The following is an 18,538-nucleotide window of genomic DNA, read 5'->3' as shown; positions in this document are numbered from 1 at the left end:
CTCAAATCCGCATCTGCGTTCGCTAGAGTTTCACAGTGACGAAAATACGGATCTCGGACGCCGCTCGCTATCTGGGTGTGAGCGACGACACCGTGCGCCGCTGGGTCGACCAAGGAACGCTCGCCCACGAACTCGACCCGAGCAATCGCAAGGTGATCGACGGCCTCGTGCTGGCCGAGTTCGCCAAGACCCAGGCCCACCCGGCACCCGACCCCTCGGGGGTGGCCGGCTCGGCCCGCAACCGCTTTGTCGGCCTGGTCACCGAGGTGATCTCAGACACTGTGATGTCGCAGGTCGAGCTGCAGTGTGGTCCGTTCCGGGTGGTGTCGCTGCTGAGCACCGAGGCCGTGCGAGAACTGGGGCTCGAACCCGGCTCTGTCGCCGTGGCCGTGGTCAAGGCCACCAACGTCATCGTCGAAACGCCCTGAGGAGAAGCAATGCCCACGAAGTTCACCGTTCTCGCGGCGGCCGTCGCGGCCCTCTCGCTGTCGCTGGTCGGCTGTGCGTCGACCCCCGCAGCGTCCACCTCGGCCTCGGCCCCGGCGGGCACCACCACCGTCACCGTCTTCGCCGCGGCGTCGATGAAGGGCACGTTCACCACGCTCGGCAAGACGTTCGAGGCCAGCCACCCCGGCACCACCGTCGTGTTCAACTTCGCGGGTTCTCAGACCCTCGCCGAACAGATCGTCAACGGCGCGGCCGCCGATGCGTTCGCGTCGGCCAACGAAGCCAACATGACCACCGTGACCGGGGCCGGGCTGGCGTCGGGTCAGCCCAAGCTGTACGCGACCAACCAACTCGAGATCGCCGTGCCGCCCGACAACCCCGCCGGCATCACCGGGTGGAAAGACCTCACCAAGAAGGGCCTCAAACTGGTGGTGTGCGCACCCGCGGTGCCGTGCGGCGCAGCGACGGTGAAGGTCGAGCAGGCCACCAACACCACCTTGTCGCCGGTCAGCGAAGAGCAGGCGGTCACCGACGTGCTGGCCAAGGTGCAGGCCGGTGAGGCGGACGCGGGCCTGGTGTACAAGACCGACGTGCAGGCCGCCGGCAACACCGTGAAGGGCATCGAGTTCGACGAGTCGGCCAAGGCGACCAACAACAACTCGATGGTCGCGCTGGCCAAGGGCCCGCAGGCCGCGCTCGGCCTACAGTTCGTCGACCTGGTGCTCAGCGCCGAGGGTCAGAAGGTGCTCGCGGCAGCCGGTTTCGGCCCGGCCGCCTGACAAGCAGGTTCGGTGATGGGTCGCGGATCGGTGATGGGTCGCACCTACGCGGGTCTGCCGCGCTGGCTGTACGTGTCGGCGGCCTTCGGTGCGCTGTTGGTGATTTTGCCGCTGTTCGCGCTCACCCTGCGGCTCGACTGGTCGCGGTTCTTCGAGCTCATCACCAGCGAATCGTCGGTGGCCGCACTGCAACTCAGCCTGCAGACGTCGGTGGCCTCGACGGTGGTCTGCGTACTGCTGGGGGTGCCGCTGGCCATGGTGCTGGCCCGCGACCGGTTCGCCGGCCAGGCCCTGCTGCGTTCGGTGGTGTTGCTGCCGCTGGTGCTGCCGCCCGTGGTGGGCGGCATCGCGCTGTTGTACACGTTCGGACGGCGTGGCCTGCTCGGCCCGGCGATGGACGTACTGGGCGTCCAGATCGCGTTCTCGACCATCGCCGTGGTGCTGGCGCAGACCTTCGTGGCGCTGCCGTTTCTGGTGGTCTCGCTCGAAGGCACGCTGCGCACCGTCGGGCATCGCTACGAGTTGGTGGCGGCCACGCTGGGCGCCCGCCCGGGCACCGTGGTGTGGCGGGTCACGCTGCCCCTGGTGATGCCCGGGCTGGCCTCGGCTGCCGTGCTGTCGTTCGCCCGGGCGCTGGGTGAGTTCGGGGCCACCATCACCTTCGCAGGCAGCCTGCAGGGGGTGACCCGCACGCTGCCCCTCGAGATCTACCTGCAGCGGGTCACCGACCCCGACGCCGCCATCGCGCTGTCGTTGGTGCTGGTGGTGGTGGCTGTGGTGGTCACCGTGGTCACCGCCCGCATCGCCGAGCGGGGCGCGCGGTGAGTCTCACTTTCGAGGCTCGGCTCGCGCAGCGGCAGTTCGACGTCGAACTGAGCATGGGGCCGGGGGAGCGGGTCGCGGTGCTGGGCCCCAACGGTGCGGGCAAGTCGACCCTGCTGGGCCTGCTCGCGGGCACGCTACGCGCCGACGCCGGGTCGGCCGCTCTCGACGACCGCCTGCTGTTCGACCTGGGTGCGGGCCGTCGCCGCTGGCTGGCGCCGCACGCCCGGGGGGTGGCGTTGCTGGCCCAGGACGCCTTGCTGTTCCCGCACCTCACCGTGCTCGACAACGTGGCGTTCGGGCCACGGGTGGCCGGGGCCACCAAGCAGCAGGCGGCGGCCACCGCAGAGCGCTGGCTCCGCGAGGTGGGGGTGAGCGACCTGGCGGCGCGTCGTCCAGGGCAGTTGTCGGGTGGGCAGGCGCAGCGCGTGGCGATCGCCAGGGCGCTGGCGACCGGGCCGCGGCTGCTGCTGCTCGACGAACCGATGGCCGCGCTCGACGTGTCGGTGGCGCCGTTGCTGCGGCGTGTGCTGCGCAGGCTGCTGGTCGACCAGGCCACGATCATCGTCACCCACGACCTGCTCGACGCGGTGCTGCTGGCCGATCGGGTGGTGGTGCTCGAACAGGGCCGAGTGGCCGAAGCGGGGCCCACCGACGAGGTGCTGCGCCACCCCCGCACCCGGTTCACCGCGCGGCTGGCCGGGCTCAACCTGGTGCGTGGCAGCTTCGCAGACGGGGCCGTGCACGATGCGTCCGGGCTGGTGGTGCAGGGCACCAGAGCCGACCCCGGTGCGCCGAGTGAGGGCGAGCCGGCGGCGGCGGTGTTCGCGCCATCGGGGGTGTCGATCTTCACCGACCCGCAACAGGGCAGCCCGCGCAACAACCTGTCGGTCACCATCGCCGAAATCGAACCGCTGGGCGACCTGGTGCGGGTGCGCGGCGACGACCACCACGGCCACCTGTTGGCCGCCGACGTGACGCCGCTGTCGGTGGCCGAACTCGACCTGTACCCCGGGCGTGAGGTGACGTATTCGATCAAGGCGGCAGGGGTCACCATCTACCCGCTGTAACGTCGTAACCGCAGGCCGCACCGGGGCGGCCGACGAACCGATAGGGGTGCGCGATGAACCGGTCGATCGTGATCAACCGTGAGTTCGGCAGTGGCGGCCGCGAGGTCGGCCGGCTGATCAGTGAACGCACCGGGCTCGGCTTCTACGACACCGCGGTGCTGCAAGAGGCCGCCACCAAGCGAGGCGTGCCGGCCAACCAACTCGACGCCTTCGACGAACGGCTGGCCGCGGGGCAGTACCTCAACCTGTCGTTTCCGGGGTTCAGTGACCCCGAGTTCGCGGCCATGCCGTACCGGGTGTTCTCGGCCATCGCCGAGGCCATCACCGAGGCGGCGCGGGTGGCCCCCGGTGTGTTCATCGGACGCTGCGCCGACTCGGTTCTGCGTGAGGCCAAGCTGCCGTTGCTGTCGGTGTTCGTGTACAGCACCGACGTGCAGGCCAAGATCGCCCGTGCGGTCGAGGTCGACAACGTGCCGAGCAAAGATGCCGAGAAGTACATCGCCCGTATGGACAAGACCCGCAGCCGCTACCAGCAGTTCTTCACCGGCACCCGGTTCGGCGACTACCGCGAGTACGACCTCTGCCTCAACAGCGGTCACCTGGGCATCGACACCTGCGCCGACGTGATCCTGACCGCCCTCAAGGGCGAAGCAGCACCTTGATCGCGCGGCGCTCGTCCATCGCGGCGTAGGCCTCGGCCACCTCAGCCAGCGGCAGTTCGAGGTCGAACACCTTGCCGGGGTCGATCGTGCGGGTCAGCACCAGTTCGAGCAGGTGCGGCAGATATGCCCGCACGTGCGCCGGCCCGCCCTTGACGCCCACGTTGCGCCAGAACAGGTCGTTGACCGGCAGGTCGCCGTGCGGTACGCCCACGAGGCCGATGTTGCCGCCGTCACGAACGGCGCCGACGGCCTGCAGGCGAGCGCCCTCGGTGCCGACGCATTCGAGCACGCAGTCGGCGCCGATGCCGTCGGTGAGCGCCTTGACCGCTGCGCCGCCGGCCTCGTCGCGCTCGGCCACCACGTGGGTGGCGCCGAACTCGCGGGCCAGGGCGGCGCGGTCGTCGTGCCGGCTCATGGCGATCACCATGGGGGCCCCGAGTTGCACCGCTGCCAGCACCGCCGACAAGCCGACGGCTCCGTCGCCGACCACCGCGACCGTGGTGTCGGGCCCGACGCCGGCGCTCACGGCGGCGTGCCAGCCTGTGCACATCACGTCCGAGAGGGCCAGAATGCTCGGCACCAGGTCGTCATCGGGCATACCGGGGGTGGCGAGCAGCGTGCCGTCCGCCTGCGGAATGCGAATGCGGCTGGCCTGGGCGCCGTTGTAGTGGTCGCCGTGCTGGCAGTTGGCGTGGGCGCCCTTGCGGCACACCGGGCAGGTGTTGTCGCTGGGGTTGAACCCGCCCACCACGAAGTCGCCCGGCTTCACGCTGGTGACCGCTGACCCGACCTCTTCGACCAAGCCGCAGAACTCGTGCCCGATCGGTGTTGGTTTGGGCACCGGCGAGATGCCGCGGTAGCGCCACAGATCCGAGCCGCACACACACGCGGCAACGGTGCGCACGACGGCGTCGGTGGGGTCGATGATGGTCGGCTCGTCGCGCTCTTCGTAGCGAACGTCGCCGGGTGCGTGAATGACAGCTCCGTACATGGCTCCACCTCATCACACCGGGTGCGGTTCTGACAGGTACTGGCGTTGCCCCCGCCGCAGTGGGCAGAGCCGGCCGCGGCGTTGCTCAGGCCTGCGGTTCGAGAATGCCCTCGATGGTGTCGATCACGTGGCCGGCGTAGCTGGTGCCGCTGGGCAGCTTGGACTCGTAGTCGAAGTAGTGCTCTTTCACGTTGTGGTTGTACGGGCCGAGTTCGATCATCGAGATCTTGCCCTGGGCCAGCGCCTCGTTCCACGGCGACTTCTTGGCCGCGGGCCAGCGCCCTGCGAACAACAGCTTGCCGGAGGCCTGCAGAAAGTCCTTGGTGCCGTACAGGTGCCACAGGTGGTCGATGCGAGCCAGGGCGATGTCGTCCGACAGCATGCCCCCCAGCGACAGCACCGACACCTTCAGCCCCATCGCTTCGAGGTACCAGGCGGCGCCGAGCGCGATCTGCCCGCCGCCGCTCCAGCCCAGCAGCACCACCTCGTCGTCACTGCCCGGACGATGCCCGTGGCGCACCAGCGACCGGTGGATCTCGCCCGCGGTGCCCATGTTGTAGGTGGGGCCGTAACGGCGATCGGCGCACACGAACAACTGCATCAGGTTGCGCAGGTTGATCAGCACCGCCAGCAGCGCGTTGGGGTTCTTCAGCCGCACCTTTTCGAGCCAGCGCCACATCCTGCCGAGAATGCGCTCGGCGGTCAGGCCGCGGTTGTCGACGGCATAGGGAAAGACGTCGTCGATGACGGTGTACTCCTCCAGCCGATCGTGCAGATCCTGCACGAACGGAAACTCCTCTTCGGGCACGTCCTTGGCGGCCAGGGCGCCGATGCCCGACAGATAGACCAGGAACTTGCGCCGTTGCCCCTCGGGTGCGACCAGCCCTGCGGCCAGCGCCTTGGCCGCCTCTGGCTTGTCGAGTGGCGCAGGCACCGTCTCGGTCTCTTCGGCTCCGCGCGTGGCCCACCAGTACAACGACTCCAGCGGAGCCAGCACCAGCGCGGCCACCAGCAGTGCCACCACGAGAATCAACAGGTCACCGAGGATCACGCCAGCACCTCCGTGGTCAGCAGCGGACGACCGTTCAGCACGTCGGCGCCCGACACGTGGAACTGTCGTCCGAACACCCGCTGGAACAGCGCCGCGACGCCACGGGTGATCAGCGGCGACACGAACAGCGACAGCAGGTACATCACCAGCCACGCCACGCCGACCAGCAGCAGCGCCGGCCACCGTCCGAGGCCGAAGGTGGTGGCCGTCACAGCCCAGAGGCACACCGCGCTCCACGCCGACAGCAATCGTCCGATGGCACTACCCAGGTAGGGGATCAGTACCAGAAAGCCCCAGATCTGCGGGGCCGTCGACACCAGCACGCCGGTGAGCACGGTGACGTACGACACGTCGCGTCCGGCCCACCACGAACCCAGCCCCCACAGCAGCAGCGACTCGACCCCGTGCAGAACCACCAGCCACATCGAGGTGAGCACCAGCCCGGCCACGAACCGCCAGCCATGAATGCGGTTCACCAGCAGCACCACCGCGTGCCCGGTCATCATCGAGATGCCCGCCAGCAGTGCGACGCCGATGGTCAGCCAGATCGAGTACGGCTGGTCGCGCACCCAGGTCAGCGCCGCCGGATCGAGGCGGTAGGCGCGGGCGATCAGTTCGAACAGCCCGGCCAGGTAGCGGCCAACGTCGGTCACGCTCGAATGCTAACGGCCTCGGACGACTCAGTCGCCCAGCCCGGTGCCCACCTTTCGTGCCGCGCTCACCCAGTCGTGGTCGAGCGGCACCAGCTTCACCTTGCCGGCCACCTCTGTGAGCGGCACCGGCTCGGTGCCGTCGCCGCGGGCCGCCACCATGTAGCCGAAATCACCGGCCGCCACCAGGTCGGCCGCGGCGGCGCCCAGCCGGGTGGCCAGCAGCCGGTCGCCCGCCGAGGGGGTGCCGCCGCGCTGCACGTAGCCCAGAATCGTCACCCGGGCCTCCAGGCCGGTGGCCGCCTCCAGTTGGTTGGCCAGCTTGAAGGTGTGCTCGCGCTGGGAATGTTCCACGTTGTTCAGGTGGGTGCGGGCCGCGCCCTTCGATTCGGGCGTCCTGGCGTTCTTGTACAGCAGGTGGGCCGCCTCGTAGTCGGCGGTGTCTTCGACGTCGCGGGCCCCTTCGGCGACCGCCACCACCGAGAAGTTCAGCCCACGTTCGGTGCGCTGCTTGATGGTGGACACCACCGAATCGACCGTGTAGGGAATCTCGGGAATCAGAATGATGTCGGCACCGCCCGCGATGCCCGCACCCAGGGTGAGCCAACCCGCCTTGTGACCCATGATCTCGGTCAGGATGATGCGGTGATGGCTGTGCGCCGTCGAGTGCAGCCGGTCGATGGCCTCGGTGGCGATCTCGAGGGCGGTAGCGAAGCCGAACGTGGTGTCGGTCATCGCGATGTCGTTGTCGATCGTCTTGGGCAGGTGAATCACGTTCAACCCGGCGTCCACCAGGCGCATCGCGTTCTTGGCCGTGCCGCCGCCGCCCAACATGATCAGGGCGTCGAGGCCGTCTTTCTCGTAGTTCTCGACCACGGTGGGCACCATGTCGACCGGGCCGTCGGCGGTCGGAAACTTGTGCACCTTGTCGCGCGAGGTGCCCAGAATCGTGCCGCCCACGGTGAGAATGCCCGACAGCGCACGTCCGTCGAGTTCGGTGAACCTGTTCTCGACCAAGCCCGTGACGCCGTCGCGGAATCCGATCAGTTCGATGCCGTACTGGCCCATGGCGGTCTTGCCGAAGCCACGAATGGTGGCGTTGAGCGCGGGGCTGTCGCCGCCAGCGGTGAGAATGCCGACCTTCTTGGCCTTGGCCATGATGCCTCCTGAAATGCCGCGTGGTGGCCTCAGTCTGCCGGTTACGCCACGTGGTCGAGGCCGACGTCCAACACCTTTGCGCTGTGGGTGAGCCAGCCGACGCTGATCAGGTCGACCCCCGCCTCGGCGATCGGCACGGCGGTCTCTGGTGTGATGCGTCCGGACGCCTCGGTGACCATGCGTCCATCGACCATCGCGACCGCCTCGCGCAGCAGGTGAGGCCCCATGTTGTCGAGCAGCACCACGTCGGCGCCCACCTCGAGCAGTTCGGCCAGCATGGCGAGCGAGTCGACCTCGACCTCGATCTTCACCAGGTGCCCCACGGACGCCTTCGCTGCCTCGACCGCTTGACGGACGCCCCCCGCGACGGCGATGTGGTTGTCTTTGATCAGCACCGCGTCGTCGAGGCCCAAGCGGTGGTTGGCGCCGCCGCCGCAGCGCACCGCGTACTTCTGCAGCGCCCGCAGCCCCGGAATGGTCTTGCGGGTGTCGGCCACCTGGGCGTGGGTGTGCGCGATGGCGTCGGCGATGGTCGCGGTGCCGGTGGCCACCCCCGACAGGTGGCCCAGAAAGTTGAGCGCCACGCGTTCGCCGGTGAGCAGCCCGCGTGCCGGGCCGCACGCCGTCGCGATCACGGAGCCGGGCTCGACCCGCGAGCCGTCGGGCAGGTGCACCTCGACGGTGATGCGCGGGTCGACCAGGCGCCAGGCCAGCACCGCCAGCGGCAGGCCGGCCACCACGCCCGATTCGCGCGAGACGAGTTGCACGGTGGCGCGCGCGTCGGCCGCAATGATGCTGTCGGTGGTCACGTCACCGGCACGGCCCAGGTCTTCGAGCAGTGCGGCTCGCACCAGGGGTTCGATCACCAACTCGGGTAGGGCCCTCATGCCGGCACCGCTTCGCGTTCGGCCAGTTCGGGCAGGTCGGCCAGCGACAGCAGGGTGTGCCGGGCCTCGACCTGACCGGCGAAGTCGGTGCGGGTGTGGGCCCCGCGCGACTCGGTGCGCGCCAGGGCGGCCCGGGCGACCAGATAACCGACCAGGCCGGTGTCGTTGGCCACGTACGGCAGCAGGTCCTCAAGAGCCTGCTGCAGGCCCTCGGCGTCGCGCAGCACGCCGACCCAGGTGCTCACGATGCCCCGCAGGTGGTCGATCACCGGCTCTTCGGGGTGCCACTTCTCGTCGGCCCAGTGCCGGCCGGCCACGTCGGGCACGGACGCGTCGGTGCCGAGTTCGGCCTTCAATCGCTGCGCGACCCAGCGTCCGCAGACCACGGCTTCGAGCAGCGAGTTGGACGCCAGCCGGTTGGCGCCGTGCAGACCGGTCGAGGCCACTTCGCCTGCGGCGTAGAGGCCGGGCACGGTGGTGCGTCCGGCCAGGTCAACCAGCACACCACCCATGTGGTAGTGCGCGGCGGGCCGCACGGGCAGCAGGTCGCGGGTGGGGTCGAGGCCGGCGGTGAGCGCGGTGGCGTTGATCGACGGGAACAGTTCGGCGAACCGCTCGCCGGGCGAGGTGCGGGCGTCGAGAAAGACGCGATGCCCGGCCTGCAACTGGGCCCACTCGGCGCGGCTCACCACGTCGCGAGCGCTCAGCGGGTTGGCCAGCACCCATTCGCCGCGCTCGTTGACGATGATGGCGCCCTCGCCGCGCACCGCCTCGCTGACCAGCGGCATCGGGTCGATCGCCACATCGAGCGCGGTGGGGTGAAACTGCACCATCTCGACGTCGCGCAGCACCGCGCCGGCCCGAAAGGCCAGCGCCAGACCCTGGCCGCGCGAGCTGAGCGGGTTGGTGGTGTGACGGTACAGCCCGCCCACGCCGCCGGTGCTCAGCACCACGGCTGGGGTGCGCAGCAGCACGGGCCCGGCCGGGGTGCTGACCTCGACACCGGCCACCCGTCCGTCTTCGGTCACGATGCGGGTGGCGGGGGAGTGGTCCCACAGTGAGACGGACTCACATGTGCGCGCCTTGTCGACCACGGTGCGCAGCAGTTCGGCACCCGTGCCGTCACCGCCCGCGTGCACGATGCGGCGGCGTCCGTGCGCGCCTTCGAGGCCGAGTTTGAGCGAGCCGTCGGGGTTGCGGTCCCAACGGGTGCCCTGCGCGGCCAGCCACTCGATGGCTTCGGGGCCAGCCTCGGTGATGGCCCGGACGACACTTTCGTCGCACAGGCCCGCCCCCGCGGCCAGGGTGTCGGCGGTGTGGTCGGCCGGCGAGTCGTCGGGCCCGACGGCCGCGGCCACTCCGCCCTGGGCCCACCCGGTGGACGTGCCGGTGCTGATCGCACCGGCCGACAACACGATGCAGCGTGCGGGCGACAGTTCGATGGCACAGCTCAGGCCGGCCAGTCCGCCGCCGATGATGACGGGGCCGTCGGCGACGACCTCGGTGCGCGTCTGGTTCATTTCGGCGGAGCCCCCACCGCGAGCATGCGCTCGACCGACGCCCGGGCGCGATCGGCCACCTCTGGGTCGATGGTGACCTCGTGGGTCATCGTCTCGAGCGAGTGGCGAATCTTGGCCAGCGTGTTGCGCTTCATGTGCGGGCACAGATTGCAGGGCCGCACGAACTCGACGTCGGGGTACTGCTGGGCCACGTTGTCGCTCATCGAGCACTCGGTGATCAGCGCGACCCGCTGCGGCCGCTGCTGCGCCACGAAGTTGATCATCTGGGCGGTCGAGCCGGCGAAGTCGGCCTCATCGACCACCTCGGGCGGGCATTCGGGGTGGGCGAGCACGGTGACGCCGTCGGGGTAGTCGGCCCGCACCTGGCGAATGTCGAGCGGGGTGAACCGTTCGTGCACCTCGCAGGCGCCCGGGTGGGTGATCACCTTGACGCCGGTCTGCCGGGCCACGTTGGCGGCCAGGAACTGGTCGGGAATGAAGATCACCTCGGGCACGCCCAGGCTCTCGATGATGTGCACCGCGTTGCCCGAGGTGATGCAGATGTCGCTCTCGGCCTTCACGGCCGCCGAGGTGTTCACGTAGGTGACCACGGGCACGCCGGGGTGCTGGCGGCGCAGTTCGCGTACCTGTTCGGGGGTGATCGACTCGGCCAGCGAGCAGCCGGAGCGCAGGTCGGGGATCAGCACGGTCTTGCTGGGGTTGAGCAGCTTGGCGGTCTCGGCCATGAAGTGCACGCCGGCCAGCACGATCACGTCGGCCTCGACCGTGGTGGCCTCGCGGGCCAGCGCGAGCGAGTCGCCGACGATGTCAGAGATGCCGTGAAAGATCTCGGGGCGCATGTAGTTGTGGGCGAGGATCACGGCGTTGCGCTCGGCCTTCAGGCGCATGATGGCGTTCACGTCGTCGGCCATCGTGGCCCATTCGACGGCGGGAACGACGTGGTCGACGCGCTGGTACAACTCGTCGGCGGTGATCAGGGTGGTGCTCATGTGGGGCTCCTCCTCGTGCGAAACACTCTTATGCTACATCTGAGCATAAGTGGGAGCAAATCGAGGTTTCGGCGCCTCGATGACACGGTGACAAGGCAGCACTCGTCGACGTGCTGGTGGAGAGCCTCGGTTGAAGGGGTGCGGGGGTGCCTCCCGATGGCTGGCCGGCCAGTTTTGAGACGGCTCTTTCCTACGCAACCGTAAGTTACGCTACCGTAGGGAACATGATTTCATCGCTCGGGACCCAACCGACGTCATCGCTGCCGATCGTGATTCAGGGCGGCATGGGCATCGCCGTGTCGTCGTGGCAATTGGCCCGCGAGGTGTCACTGGCCGGCCAGCTCGGCGTTGTGTCGGGCACGGCTCTGGACGGCGTGCTGGCCCGCACGCTTCAAGACGGCGACCCGGGCGGTCATCGCCGCCGCGCGCTGGCGCACTTTCCGTCCCCCGACATCGCCCAACGGGTGATCGACACCTACTTTCTGCCCAACGGCCGCGGCCGCGGCAAGCCGTACCGTCCGCACCCCACCCTCACCATCTCGCCCAGCCGGGCAGCCATCGAACTGAGCCTGGCGGCGAACTTTGCCGAGGTGTGGCTGGCCAAGCAGGGCCACGACGGGGTGGTCGGCATCAACATGCTCGAAAAGGTGCAGACAGCCAACGCCTCGGCGATTCTCGGCGCCATGCTGGCCGGAGTCGACTACGTGATCATGGGTGCTGGCGTACCCCGCGAGATTCCCCGGTTGCTCACCGAGTTCGCCGCCGGACGCACCGGACGGCTCACCATCGACGTGGCCGCGGCGAGCAAGACCCACCGCGCCGAGCTCGATCCGGTGGACTACCTGGGTGCCGACCTGCCCGTGCTGCGACGGCCGAAGTTTCTGGCCATCGTGTCGCTGCACGTGCTGGCCACCTATCTCAACCGCGACCCCGAGACTCGTCCCGACGGCTTCGTCGTGGAGGGCCCGCGGGCCGGCGGGCACAGCGCGCCGCCGCGCGGCAAGATGACGCTCGACGACGAAGGCGAGCCGATCTACGGCGACAAGGACGTGGCCGACCTGGCGAAGATCGGCGAACTCGGTCTGCCGTTCTGGCTGGCCGGTGCCTACGCCACGCCCGAGAAGGTGGCCGAGGCGAGGGCCTCCGGCGCCGCCGGTGTGCAGATCGGCACGTTGTTCGCGATGGCCTCCGAGTCGGGGCTGCTGCCGGCGCTGCGCAACCGGCTGGTCGCCGAACTCGAAGCCGAAACCCTGGTGGTGCGCAACGATCCGCGCGCCTCACCCACCGGTTTTCCGTTCAAGATCGCCGAATTGGGCGACACGCTTGCCGATGAGGCCCGCTACGAGGCGCGCGAGCGCATCTGTGACCTGGGCTACCTGCGCACCCCCACCGAACGCGCGGACGGCTCCATCGTCTACCGTTGCGCGTCCGAGCCGGTGCACATGTACCTGCGCAAGGGCGGCGACGAGGCCGAGACCCAGGGCCGCAAGTGCCTGTGCAACGCACTGATGGCCAACATCGGGTTGGGTCAGGTGCGCCGCAACGGCTACGTCGAGCAGCCGGCCGTCACCCTCGGACAAGATCTCGAGGGTGCCCGCGCGCTCAGCCGTCGACACCCAGACGGCTGGACCGCGCGACAGGCCATCGACTGGCTGCTCGGAGGGCAGCGCCGGCGCGAACTGGTCGGCGCGGCCGCGGCGAGCATGTGGTAGCGTCGTCGCGCCATGCGACGAACCGATGAACTGAACCTGGCCCACCTCAAGGCGGCGGTCGACGAAGCTGCCCACGCGAGCCTGAGCGGTGCCGGGCTCGACCTGCGCGTGCTGCCCAGCGACGATCGTGCGGCCAGCGACGCGTGGGCGCAGTCGGTGGCCCGCGGCTTTCTCGACCGGGAACGCTCCGACGAGCAGAGCGCCCATTCGTTCGAGTCGGCCGGTTCACGGCGCCGGCTGGGGGTCTACGACCCGTCCGGGCCGATGCCCGAGGTGCCGGTGGGCACGTTCGCGTCGTGGATCGGCGACCTCAGCGTGCCCGGCGACGCAGAGGTGACGGCCTGTGCGATCAGCGCAGTGACGGTGGCTCAGACCCATCATCGGCGCGGCATCGCTCGGGCGATGATGCAGGGCGAGTTGAACACGGCAGCCACGCTGGGTGTGCCGGTGGCGACGCTGACGGTCAGCGAGTCGACCCTCTATGGCCGCTACGGGTTCGCGCCCGCCGCCGCGGCTGCGAACTGGCGCATCGACCGGCGACGTGCCGGTTGGCTCGGGCCGTTGCCATCGGGGCGGTTCGACTACATCAGCCGCGAGCGGTGGGCCGCGTTGGCGCCGGCCTTGCACGAGCGGGTGCGGCGCCACGCGCCGGGTGAGTTGAGCATGCCCGCGAGCCACTGGACGCGGTTCGCCCGCACCCACCCCGGTGCACACGAACCCGGCGCGGTGCGAGCCGTGCAGTACACCGACGACGCCGGAACGGTGACCGGCCTGGTGCTCTACACGGTGCAAGAGAATCACGACGACTACACCAAGTCGGGCGCGCAGGTGCAGTGGCTGGTGGCCGACGGCCCCGACGCGTACGCCGCACTATGGCACTTTCTGCTGCACCTCGACCTGGTCGGCGAATTGCGAGCCGGTGAGTTGTCGGTCGACGAACCGTTGTGGTGGCTGATCGCCGACCAGCGGGCCGCCCAGGTGAGTGTCACCGACCATCACTACGTGCGGGTACTCGACGTGCCGGCCGCGCTCGAAGCCCGGCGCTATCAGGCGGCCGACGTGATCGACCTCACCGTGACCGATCCGCTCGGTCACGCCCAGGGCCGGTGGGTGCTCGACGTCGACGAATCGGGGCAGGGGAGCGTCCACCCGCTGACAGGCGACTCGCCGCAGGGTGCGGTGCGTGTTGGGCTGGGTGTGCAGGAGTTGTCGGCCGCCTACCTCGGCGGGGTGTCGCTGGCAACGTTGGCGTACGCGGGCCGCATTGAGACCAACGACGCCTTCGCCGCGGCACGCGTGTTCGCCTGGCCGGTTCCTCCCAGGTTGAGTTACTGGTACTGATCGCCCGCCTTCAGGCCGCGCGCTTGCGCACCCTCGGGTGTTGTTCGGGCAGTTCGGTGCTGCCGGTGGCGGTTCTGAGAAACGTCAGCCCGGTGGGTGAGGTCCACAGGTAGTCGCTGGGGCCGACGCGAACGTAGCGCCAGCCGGTGTGGGTCTTGAGTCGGTGGTGGTGTCTGCACAGGCAGGCCAGGTTGGTGCTGCTGGTTTCGCCGCCTACGTCGTAGGCCACGATGTGGTCGGCATCGTGGCTGAACTGGTCGGGGTCGTCGGCGCTGGTCGGTAGCGGGTGCGCGGGTCGGGTGCAGTGCGGGAATACGCAGGTGCGGTCGCGTAGGGCGATCTGTTCGCGTTGGGTCGGGGTGGGTCGGTAGCCGCTCGCTTCATGGTTGGCTGCGAGGTCGATGACGGGCCGGACGGTGATGGTGCCGGCCGAGCTGCACCAGCGGCGGATCTGTTCGACGGTCACGAGTTGGTCAGTCGTGCCGACTTCGGCCAGGCGAACCCCTGACGCGATCGCCGTGTTGTCGGGTTGTGCAGCAGCTGACCGGCGGGTGCTGATGCCCTGGACGCGGTTGAAGGTGTCTGCGTCCAGATGCACGTAGAGCTGCACCGCCCGGCCCGCGTGGGGGGCGGTGGCGCCGATGGTTCCGGGTTGCGCTGCATTGCCGCACTGAGTGTCTGTTTCGGGTAGGCCGAGTGCGTGGCGGGCGATGATGCCGAGGGCGTGGGCTCGGAGCGGGTCGAGGTCATCGGTGGAGCCGTTGCGCGCGAGTTGCCTGCTGACGGCCCGCACGGCGGTCTCGAGGTCGAGGGCGTCGGGGGTGTCGAGTCGTCCGTCGACCCAGCCGGCGCCCGCGGTGGTAGCGGTGTCGGCGGTGATGCGTAGCCAGCGGCGGGTGTCGGGGTCGGGCAGGGTGTCGGGTTCGAAGCGGGCCACGGCTTGTAGAGCGAGCTTCTTGATGCGGCGCAGCGTGAGCCGGTCACCGAGGGTGGCGGTTTGAGTGTCGAGCGCTGTAGCGAGTTCGGTGCTGCGTGGGCGGGTGGTTTGGGCGACGGCGCAGGCTTTCCAGGCGGCGATGTGGAGCTCGTGCACGGCGTGCCAGAGCTTGGGTAGTCGGTGGCGTAGTTCGAGGGCGTCGGCGATGAGGGTGCGGCCGGTTTGGGTGGTGACGGCGTGGACGGCGGCGAACTCGGCCACGGCGGCGAGCCCGATGCCGAGTTCGTCGTCGGTCATGGTGCGATCGACGGCTTCGGGCAGGGTCTGGATGCTGGGGTTGAGGTCGGCCCAGCGGGCGGCGAGCGCGAGCCGGCGGGCCGTTACCTGGCGTTCGAGTTGGTCGCAGGCTCGCAGGTCGGCGAGCACGTCAGCTGCCGACATGTGTTCGATTGCGGCTGTTTCCATGCTTGTAGTCTACGGCTGTCTTCTGACAAAAACTCGTCTGGCAACATGCTGACAACACTCACGCCGACAGTGACAACACCGCCCTCTGGTGCGGCTCCCGGCTCCCGCCGGGATGACGGCATGGCGGTGCGGCTCCAGGCTCCCGTCGGGATGACGGCGTCGGCGCGCGCGGTAGCTGGTTCCGGTCTGCCCTCGCGCCGCCGAGAAGGCCGTGGGCTCAGTCGAATCAGCGCAGCTCGGCGGGTCCGCTTCGACGCAGGTCGGTCACCGGCACACCCATTGAGCTCTGAGGTGTGTGGCTCTCACCGGACAGTGACCGAAGAAGGGAGAATCTCCCGAGGAGGAGAACAGGTCAATGTCCAAGTACAAGAAATATACGCAGGAATACCGTGACAAACTTCCTCGACTCGGTCGACTGGCCACGACTGATGACCAAGCTCGGATGGCCCAACTTCCGATTCCACGACTTGCGCGGCACCGCAATCTCACAGTGGATCGCAGCAGGCATCCCGCTCACCACCGTTCGAGAGTTGGCCGGGCACGCCTCGCTCTCCACGACCAACCTCTACGCTCGATCGGCAGACAGCGCCCTAGCCGAGGCGAAGAAGCTCGCCGACAGCCATATCGCGCGAAACTTGACTGCCACGAAGCGCATGACACAGCCGACACACCCCCAAGAAGCGCAGACGTCGAATCGAACACCGGAGGACGCAGACCCCGAGCCACAGCGCACCCGCCAAACACGAAATCGAGGGGTTAGGTAACATTTTGGGTAACATGCCTCGGCCACCCCGAAGCTGTTCGATTATGGAAGATGCGCTGACAAGGGGTTTCACTGGAGCGGATGACGGGATTCGAACCCGCACTGTCAGCTTGGGAATGTAACAAGTGGCGGTGGCTAGGGGAAACGCCACGGAGCTAACGTGGCCGTCACGCTCACAACGATGGGTAACGTGGGATGCCAGGTAACAACTCGAGGTAACACGGTTCCGGCTATCCGCGGAAATCGAACACCGGGCAACGGAGCACCAGCAACACTGCAGACCTGCAGACCTGCAGACCTGCAGGGAACCAAGCCCATTACCGCTATGCACGGACCGACGAGCGGTCAGGCACCCCGACCCCTTGACGCAAACGCCTCACGCTGATGACCGGACGCCGAACACCTCCCACTCTGGCGGCCGGAGATGCTGAAACGATCCACGACGAGGGTCAGCTGCAATAAGGTCACTTGAAGTAGCAATAGAGCCTCTACAACGCGCTACCGTCCATTGAGACTCAGCACGAGTTGAGCTGAGTGGTCCGCTTGCGAGGGTCTGCTGCACGGATAGGTGACAACTGATCTGCCTAGCCTTCGGGTTGGGCTGGGAGGATGTTGACCGTGTCCAAGAAGCCGTATCCCAAGGAGTTCCGTGACGATGTGGTTCGGGTCGCGCGGAGCCGTGAGCCCGGTGTCGGGCTGGATCAGATCGCCAAGGACTTCGGGATCCACTTCACGACGCTGTACTCGTGGATGAAGAAGGCCGACATCGAGGACGGGGACCGGCCCGGGACGACCCAGGTGGCCTCGGTGGAGCTGCGTGAAGCCAGGCGGCGGATCCGGCTGCTGGAGCAGGAGAACGAAGTGCTCCGGAGGGCGGCGGCGTATCTGTCGCAGGCGAATCTGCCGGGAAAATGAGCTACCCGCTCGTCCATGACCTTGCCGCCGACGGGATCCCCGTCACGATGACGTGCCGGGTGCTGAAGATCGCTCGCCAGCCCTACTACCGCTGGCTCGCCCACCCGGTCACCAACGCCGAGCTCCTCGAGGCTCACCGTGCCAACGCCCTGTTCGACGCCCACCACGACGACCCGGAGTTCGGCTACCGCTTCCTGGCCGACGAAGCCCGCGAAGCCGGCCAGGTGATGGCCCAGATACCGGTGCACCAGCCCACTCAGCCCTTAGGGAGCTTGGCATAGGTCGCCCTCGTAGGACGGGATCGTGAACGGCTCGCGCATGAGGTGTGTCTGCGGTCGGCGAGCTCGCGAGTCCCACGGGGCCAGCGTGCAATGCGGCGGCGCCGCCGACCTCGCTGTACCCGGCCATCAGGTTGGCTACAGTCGGCTGATCGGTGGTTGTCCTCCGAGTGCGCTGTGACGGCGTTCGGTGTTGTAGTGCTGGAGCGCGGGGCAGGCGGTGGGCTCACCTTCGCCCACGAGTCAGGGTGAGCGACGGCTAGTTGCTAGCTCACAGCGGTCCGTGTGTGCTGCCTGAATCGGGTCAGTGGCTCAGGACTGTCAACCTGGAAGCGCAGCGACACGCCACGCGGGTTGTAGGCGATCTCTGACAGGAGGATGGGTTGCTCCTGCCTCGTCGAGATCACCTTCTCCACCAGCAGCACCGGGTCGTTCGTGACACGGCCGAGGAGTTCGGCTTGGTGCGCCGTGGCATAGCCGACTCGGAGCTCGCCAGCCGAGCCCCCCAGCTGCACTCCGTAGCGGTTGGCCAGAAGGTCGAAAGTCGAGACATCGTCCCTCACATGTGCGAGGAATCCCGGCACTAGTTCCGCCACGTACCGAGTGGTGTCGACCGCAAGCGGACGCTCGCCGTCGAGCATGAGCCTTTCGAGCGCATAGAGGGGGGAACCTCGACGTACGCCAAGCAGACGTGCGAGTCGGTCACTAGCCTTCTCTTCCCAGCTCCGTAGCACCCGACGCTTGGGCCCCACTCGGAAGCGCTCCCCCTGACCGAAGCCGGCAAGGGATATCAGGGAGGGCGAGGTGAAGACGCTCGACCGGACGTAGGTACCTTTGCCGGGGACCTTCTCTAGCAGCCCTTCCGACGTCAGTTCCGCGACCGCGCGTCTCACGGTGATCCGTGAGACACCGTAAAGCTCGCACAACGCGGGTTCGGGCGGAATCAGGTCGCCATTGTCATATTCGCCCTCGTCGATGGCCCGGCGGAGCGCGTCACGCACGACTTTGAACAGCGGTGTCTGACGATTGGCAGGCTCAGTCTCCGGCGCGCTATTGGCCACCCCATCCTCCTTCAGAGCTCAACTCTCACGCCGAGGCTAG

At 68.4% G+C, this 18,538-nt stretch carries 19 protein-coding genes and 1 pseudogene; 10 read left to right on the top strand and 10 right to left on the bottom strand.

The window, feature by feature from the left end; all coding sequences use genetic code 11:
* Nucleotides 1-35: 35 nt before the first annotated feature.
* The 5 genes from MPLG2_RS12235 to MPLG2_RS12215 are packed head-to-tail and all read left to right on the top strand — an operon-like array spanning nucleotide 36 to nucleotide 3,780.
* Nucleotides 36-428 (top strand): TOBE domain-containing protein, encoded by a 393-nt coding sequence (locus tag MPLG2_RS12235; RefSeq protein ID WP_105186375.1) that lies wholly within the window; start codon nucleotides 36-38, stop codon nucleotides 426-428.
* A 9-nt stretch (nucleotides 429-437) separates the two neighbouring features.
* Nucleotides 438-1,226, top strand: coding sequence for a molybdate ABC transporter substrate-binding protein (gene modA, locus MPLG2_RS12230; protein ID WP_105186374.1), 789 nt, complete (start codon nucleotides 438-440; stop codon nucleotides 1,224-1,226).
* A gap of 15 nt (nucleotides 1,227-1,241) precedes the next feature.
* On the top strand, nucleotides 1,242-2,051 hold the full coding sequence (locus MPLG2_RS12225; RefSeq protein ID WP_105186373.1) for an ABC transporter permease: 810 nt from the start codon (nucleotides 1,242-1,244) through the stop codon (nucleotides 2,049-2,051).
* Entirely contained in the window at nucleotides 2,048-3,118 is a 1,071-nt protein-coding gene (locus MPLG2_RS12220) for a sulfate/molybdate ABC transporter ATP-binding protein (protein WP_105186372.1), read from the top strand. The genes MPLG2_RS12225 and MPLG2_RS12220 overlap by 4 nt, the downstream gene beginning before the upstream one ends.
* Nucleotides 3,119-3,171: 53 nt before the next feature.
* Nucleotides 3,172-3,780, top strand: coding sequence for a cytidylate kinase-like family protein (locus MPLG2_RS12215; RefSeq protein ID WP_105186371.1), 609 nt, complete (start codon nucleotides 3,172-3,174; stop codon nucleotides 3,778-3,780).
* Here MPLG2_RS12215 and MPLG2_RS12210 read toward each other — a convergent pair.
* The 7 genes from MPLG2_RS12210 to nadA form a co-directional block, all read right to left on the bottom strand.
* Nucleotides 3,758-4,771, bottom strand: a complete 1,014-nt coding sequence (locus MPLG2_RS12210; RefSeq protein WP_105186370.1) for a zinc-dependent alcohol dehydrogenase family protein — start codon at nucleotides 4,769-4,771, stop codon at nucleotides 3,758-3,760. The genes MPLG2_RS12215 and MPLG2_RS12210 overlap by 23 nt on opposite strands.
* 85 nt (nucleotides 4,772-4,856) lie before the next feature.
* Nucleotides 4,857-5,822, bottom strand: coding sequence for a hypothetical protein (locus tag MPLG2_RS12205; RefSeq protein ID WP_105186369.1), 966 nt, complete (start codon nucleotides 5,820-5,822; stop codon nucleotides 4,857-4,859).
* Nucleotides 5,819-6,475, bottom strand: a complete 657-nt coding sequence (locus MPLG2_RS12200) for a hypothetical protein (RefSeq protein ID WP_105186368.1) — start codon at nucleotides 6,473-6,475, stop codon at nucleotides 5,819-5,821. Before MPLG2_RS12200 ends, MPLG2_RS12205 begins: the two co-directional genes overlap by 4 nt.
* A 27-nt stretch (nucleotides 6,476-6,502) precedes the next feature.
* On the bottom strand, nucleotides 6,503-7,630 hold the full coding sequence (locus MPLG2_RS12195) for a 6-phosphofructokinase (protein WP_105186367.1): 1,128 nt from the start codon (nucleotides 7,628-7,630) through the stop codon (nucleotides 6,503-6,505).
* Nucleotides 7,631-7,671: 41 nt separating this feature from the next.
* The gene (gene nadC, locus MPLG2_RS12190; RefSeq protein ID WP_105186366.1) at nucleotides 7,672-8,517 is read right to left on the bottom strand and encodes a carboxylating nicotinate-nucleotide diphosphorylase; all 846 of its coding nucleotides are present in this window, start codon (nucleotides 8,515-8,517) and stop codon (nucleotides 7,672-7,674) included.
* Nucleotides 8,514-10,037 (bottom strand): L-aspartate oxidase, encoded by a 1,524-nt coding sequence (locus MPLG2_RS12185; RefSeq protein ID WP_105186365.1) that lies wholly within the window; start codon nucleotides 10,035-10,037, stop codon nucleotides 8,514-8,516. The genes nadC and MPLG2_RS12185 overlap by 4 nt, the downstream gene beginning before the upstream one ends.
* The gene (gene nadA, locus MPLG2_RS12180) at nucleotides 10,034-11,026 is read right to left on the bottom strand and encodes a quinolinate synthase NadA (protein WP_105186364.1); all 993 of its coding nucleotides are present in this window, start codon (nucleotides 11,024-11,026) and stop codon (nucleotides 10,034-10,036) included. The genes MPLG2_RS12185 and nadA overlap by 4 nt, the downstream gene beginning before the upstream one ends.
* Nucleotides 11,027-11,250: 224 nt before the next feature.
* On the opposite strand from nadA, the gene MPLG2_RS12175 reads away from it, so the two are divergent.
* Both MPLG2_RS12175 and MPLG2_RS12170 read left to right on the top strand, forming a co-directional pair.
* Nucleotides 11,251-12,738, top strand: a complete 1,488-nt coding sequence (locus MPLG2_RS12175; protein WP_197709931.1) for a nitronate monooxygenase — start codon at nucleotides 11,251-11,253, stop codon at nucleotides 12,736-12,738.
* A 12-nt stretch (nucleotides 12,739-12,750) separates the two neighbouring features.
* Nucleotides 12,751-14,079, top strand: coding sequence for a GNAT family N-acetyltransferase (locus MPLG2_RS12170; protein WP_105186363.1), 1,329 nt, complete (start codon nucleotides 12,751-12,753; stop codon nucleotides 14,077-14,079).
* 10 nt (nucleotides 14,080-14,089) lie between these two features.
* Here the strand turns inward: MPLG2_RS12170 and MPLG2_RS12165 are convergent, their stop codons facing one another.
* Nucleotides 14,090-15,481: an HNH endonuclease signature motif containing protein gene (locus MPLG2_RS12165; RefSeq protein ID WP_158681143.1), complete on the bottom strand. Its 1,392-nt coding sequence runs from the start codon at nucleotides 15,479-15,481 to the stop codon at nucleotides 14,090-14,092.
* Between the two features lie 428 nt (nucleotides 15,482-15,909).
* Here MPLG2_RS12165 and MPLG2_RS19860 point away from each other — a divergent pair, with 428 nt between their 5' ends.
* The 3 genes from MPLG2_RS19860 to MPLG2_RS12150 all read left to right on the top strand — a co-directional run bounded on the left by MPLG2_RS19860 (nucleotide 15,910) and on the right by MPLG2_RS12150 (nucleotide 17,440).
* Nucleotides 15,910-16,245, top strand: coding sequence for a tyrosine-type recombinase/integrase (locus MPLG2_RS19860; RefSeq protein ID WP_408632065.1), 336 nt, complete (start codon nucleotides 15,910-15,912; stop codon nucleotides 16,243-16,245).
* Nucleotides 16,246-16,862: 617 nt separating this feature from the next.
* Nucleotides 16,863-17,159, top strand: a complete 297-nt coding sequence (locus MPLG2_RS12155) for a transposase (protein ID WP_197709930.1) — start codon at nucleotides 16,863-16,865, stop codon at nucleotides 17,157-17,159.
* Nucleotides 17,156-17,440, top strand: a complete 285-nt coding sequence (locus MPLG2_RS12150) for a hypothetical protein (protein ID WP_197709929.1) — start codon at nucleotides 17,156-17,158, stop codon at nucleotides 17,438-17,440. The genes MPLG2_RS12155 and MPLG2_RS12150 overlap by 4 nt, the downstream gene beginning before the upstream one ends.
* 135 nt (nucleotides 17,441-17,575) lie before the next feature.
* Here the strand turns inward: MPLG2_RS12150 and MPLG2_RS18525 are convergent.
* A pseudogene (locus tag MPLG2_RS18525) lies at nucleotides 17,576-17,650 on the bottom strand (integrase core domain-containing protein); the annotation flags it as partial.
* Between the two features lie 53 nt (nucleotides 17,651-17,703).
* Entirely contained in the window at nucleotides 17,704-18,498 is a 795-nt protein-coding gene (locus MPLG2_RS12145) for a GntR family transcriptional regulator (RefSeq protein WP_105186359.1), read from the bottom strand.
* Nucleotides 18,499-18,538: the final 40 nt, after the last annotated feature.

This window comes from Micropruina glycogenica (genome assembly GCF_900289045.1).
Taxonomy (GTDB): Bacteria; Actinomycetota; Actinomycetes; order Propionibacteriales; family Propionibacteriaceae; genus Micropruina; species Micropruina glycogenica.
Note: the sequence above shows the minus strand (reverse complement) of the source record. Positions and strands in the feature narration are given on the sequence as shown.

Bases quoted from the DNA above. Each gene is read 5' to 3' on its own strand.
- modA (WP_105186374.1), top strand. From the start codon at position 438: ATGCCCACGAAGTTCACCGTTCTCGCGGCGGCCGTCGCGGCCCTCTCG.
- MPLG2_RS12225 (WP_105186373.1), top strand. From the start codon at position 1,242: ATGGGTCGCGGATCGGTGATGGGTCGCACCTACGCGGGTCTGCCGCGC.
- MPLG2_RS12215 (WP_105186371.1), top strand. From the start codon at position 3,172: ATGAACCGGTCGATCGTGATCAACCGTGAGTTCGGCAGTGGCGGCCGC.
- MPLG2_RS12210 (WP_105186370.1), bottom strand. From the start codon at position 4,771: ATGTACGGAGCTGTCATTCACGCACCCGGCGACGTTCGCTACGAAGAG.
- MPLG2_RS12195 (WP_105186367.1), bottom strand. From the start codon at position 7,630: ATGGCCAAGGCCAAGAAGGTCGGCATTCTCACCGCTGGCGGCGACAGC.
- nadC (WP_105186366.1), bottom strand. From the start codon at position 8,517: ATGAGGGCCCTACCCGAGTTGGTGATCGAACCCCTGGTGCGAGCCGCA.
- MPLG2_RS12185 (WP_105186365.1), bottom strand. From the start codon at position 10,037: ATGAACCAGACGCGCACCGAGGTCGTCGCCGACGGCCCCGTCATCATC.
- nadA (WP_105186364.1), bottom strand. From the start codon at position 11,026: ATGAGCACCACCCTGATCACCGCCGACGAGTTGTACCAGCGCGTCGAC.
- MPLG2_RS12175 (WP_197709931.1), top strand. From the start codon at position 11,251: ATGATTTCATCGCTCGGGACCCAACCGACGTCATCGCTGCCGATCGTG.
- MPLG2_RS12170 (WP_105186363.1), top strand. From the start codon at position 12,751: ATGCGACGAACCGATGAACTGAACCTGGCCCACCTCAAGGCGGCGGTC.
- MPLG2_RS12165 (WP_158681143.1), bottom strand. From the start codon at position 15,481: ATGGAAACAGCCGCAATCGAACACATGTCGGCAGCTGACGTGCTCGCC.
- MPLG2_RS19860 (WP_408632065.1), top strand. From the start codon at position 15,910: ATGACCAAGCTCGGATGGCCCAACTTCCGATTCCACGACTTGCGCGGC.
- MPLG2_RS12150 (WP_197709929.1), top strand. From the start codon at position 17,156: ATGAGCTACCCGCTCGTCCATGACCTTGCCGCCGACGGGATCCCCGTC.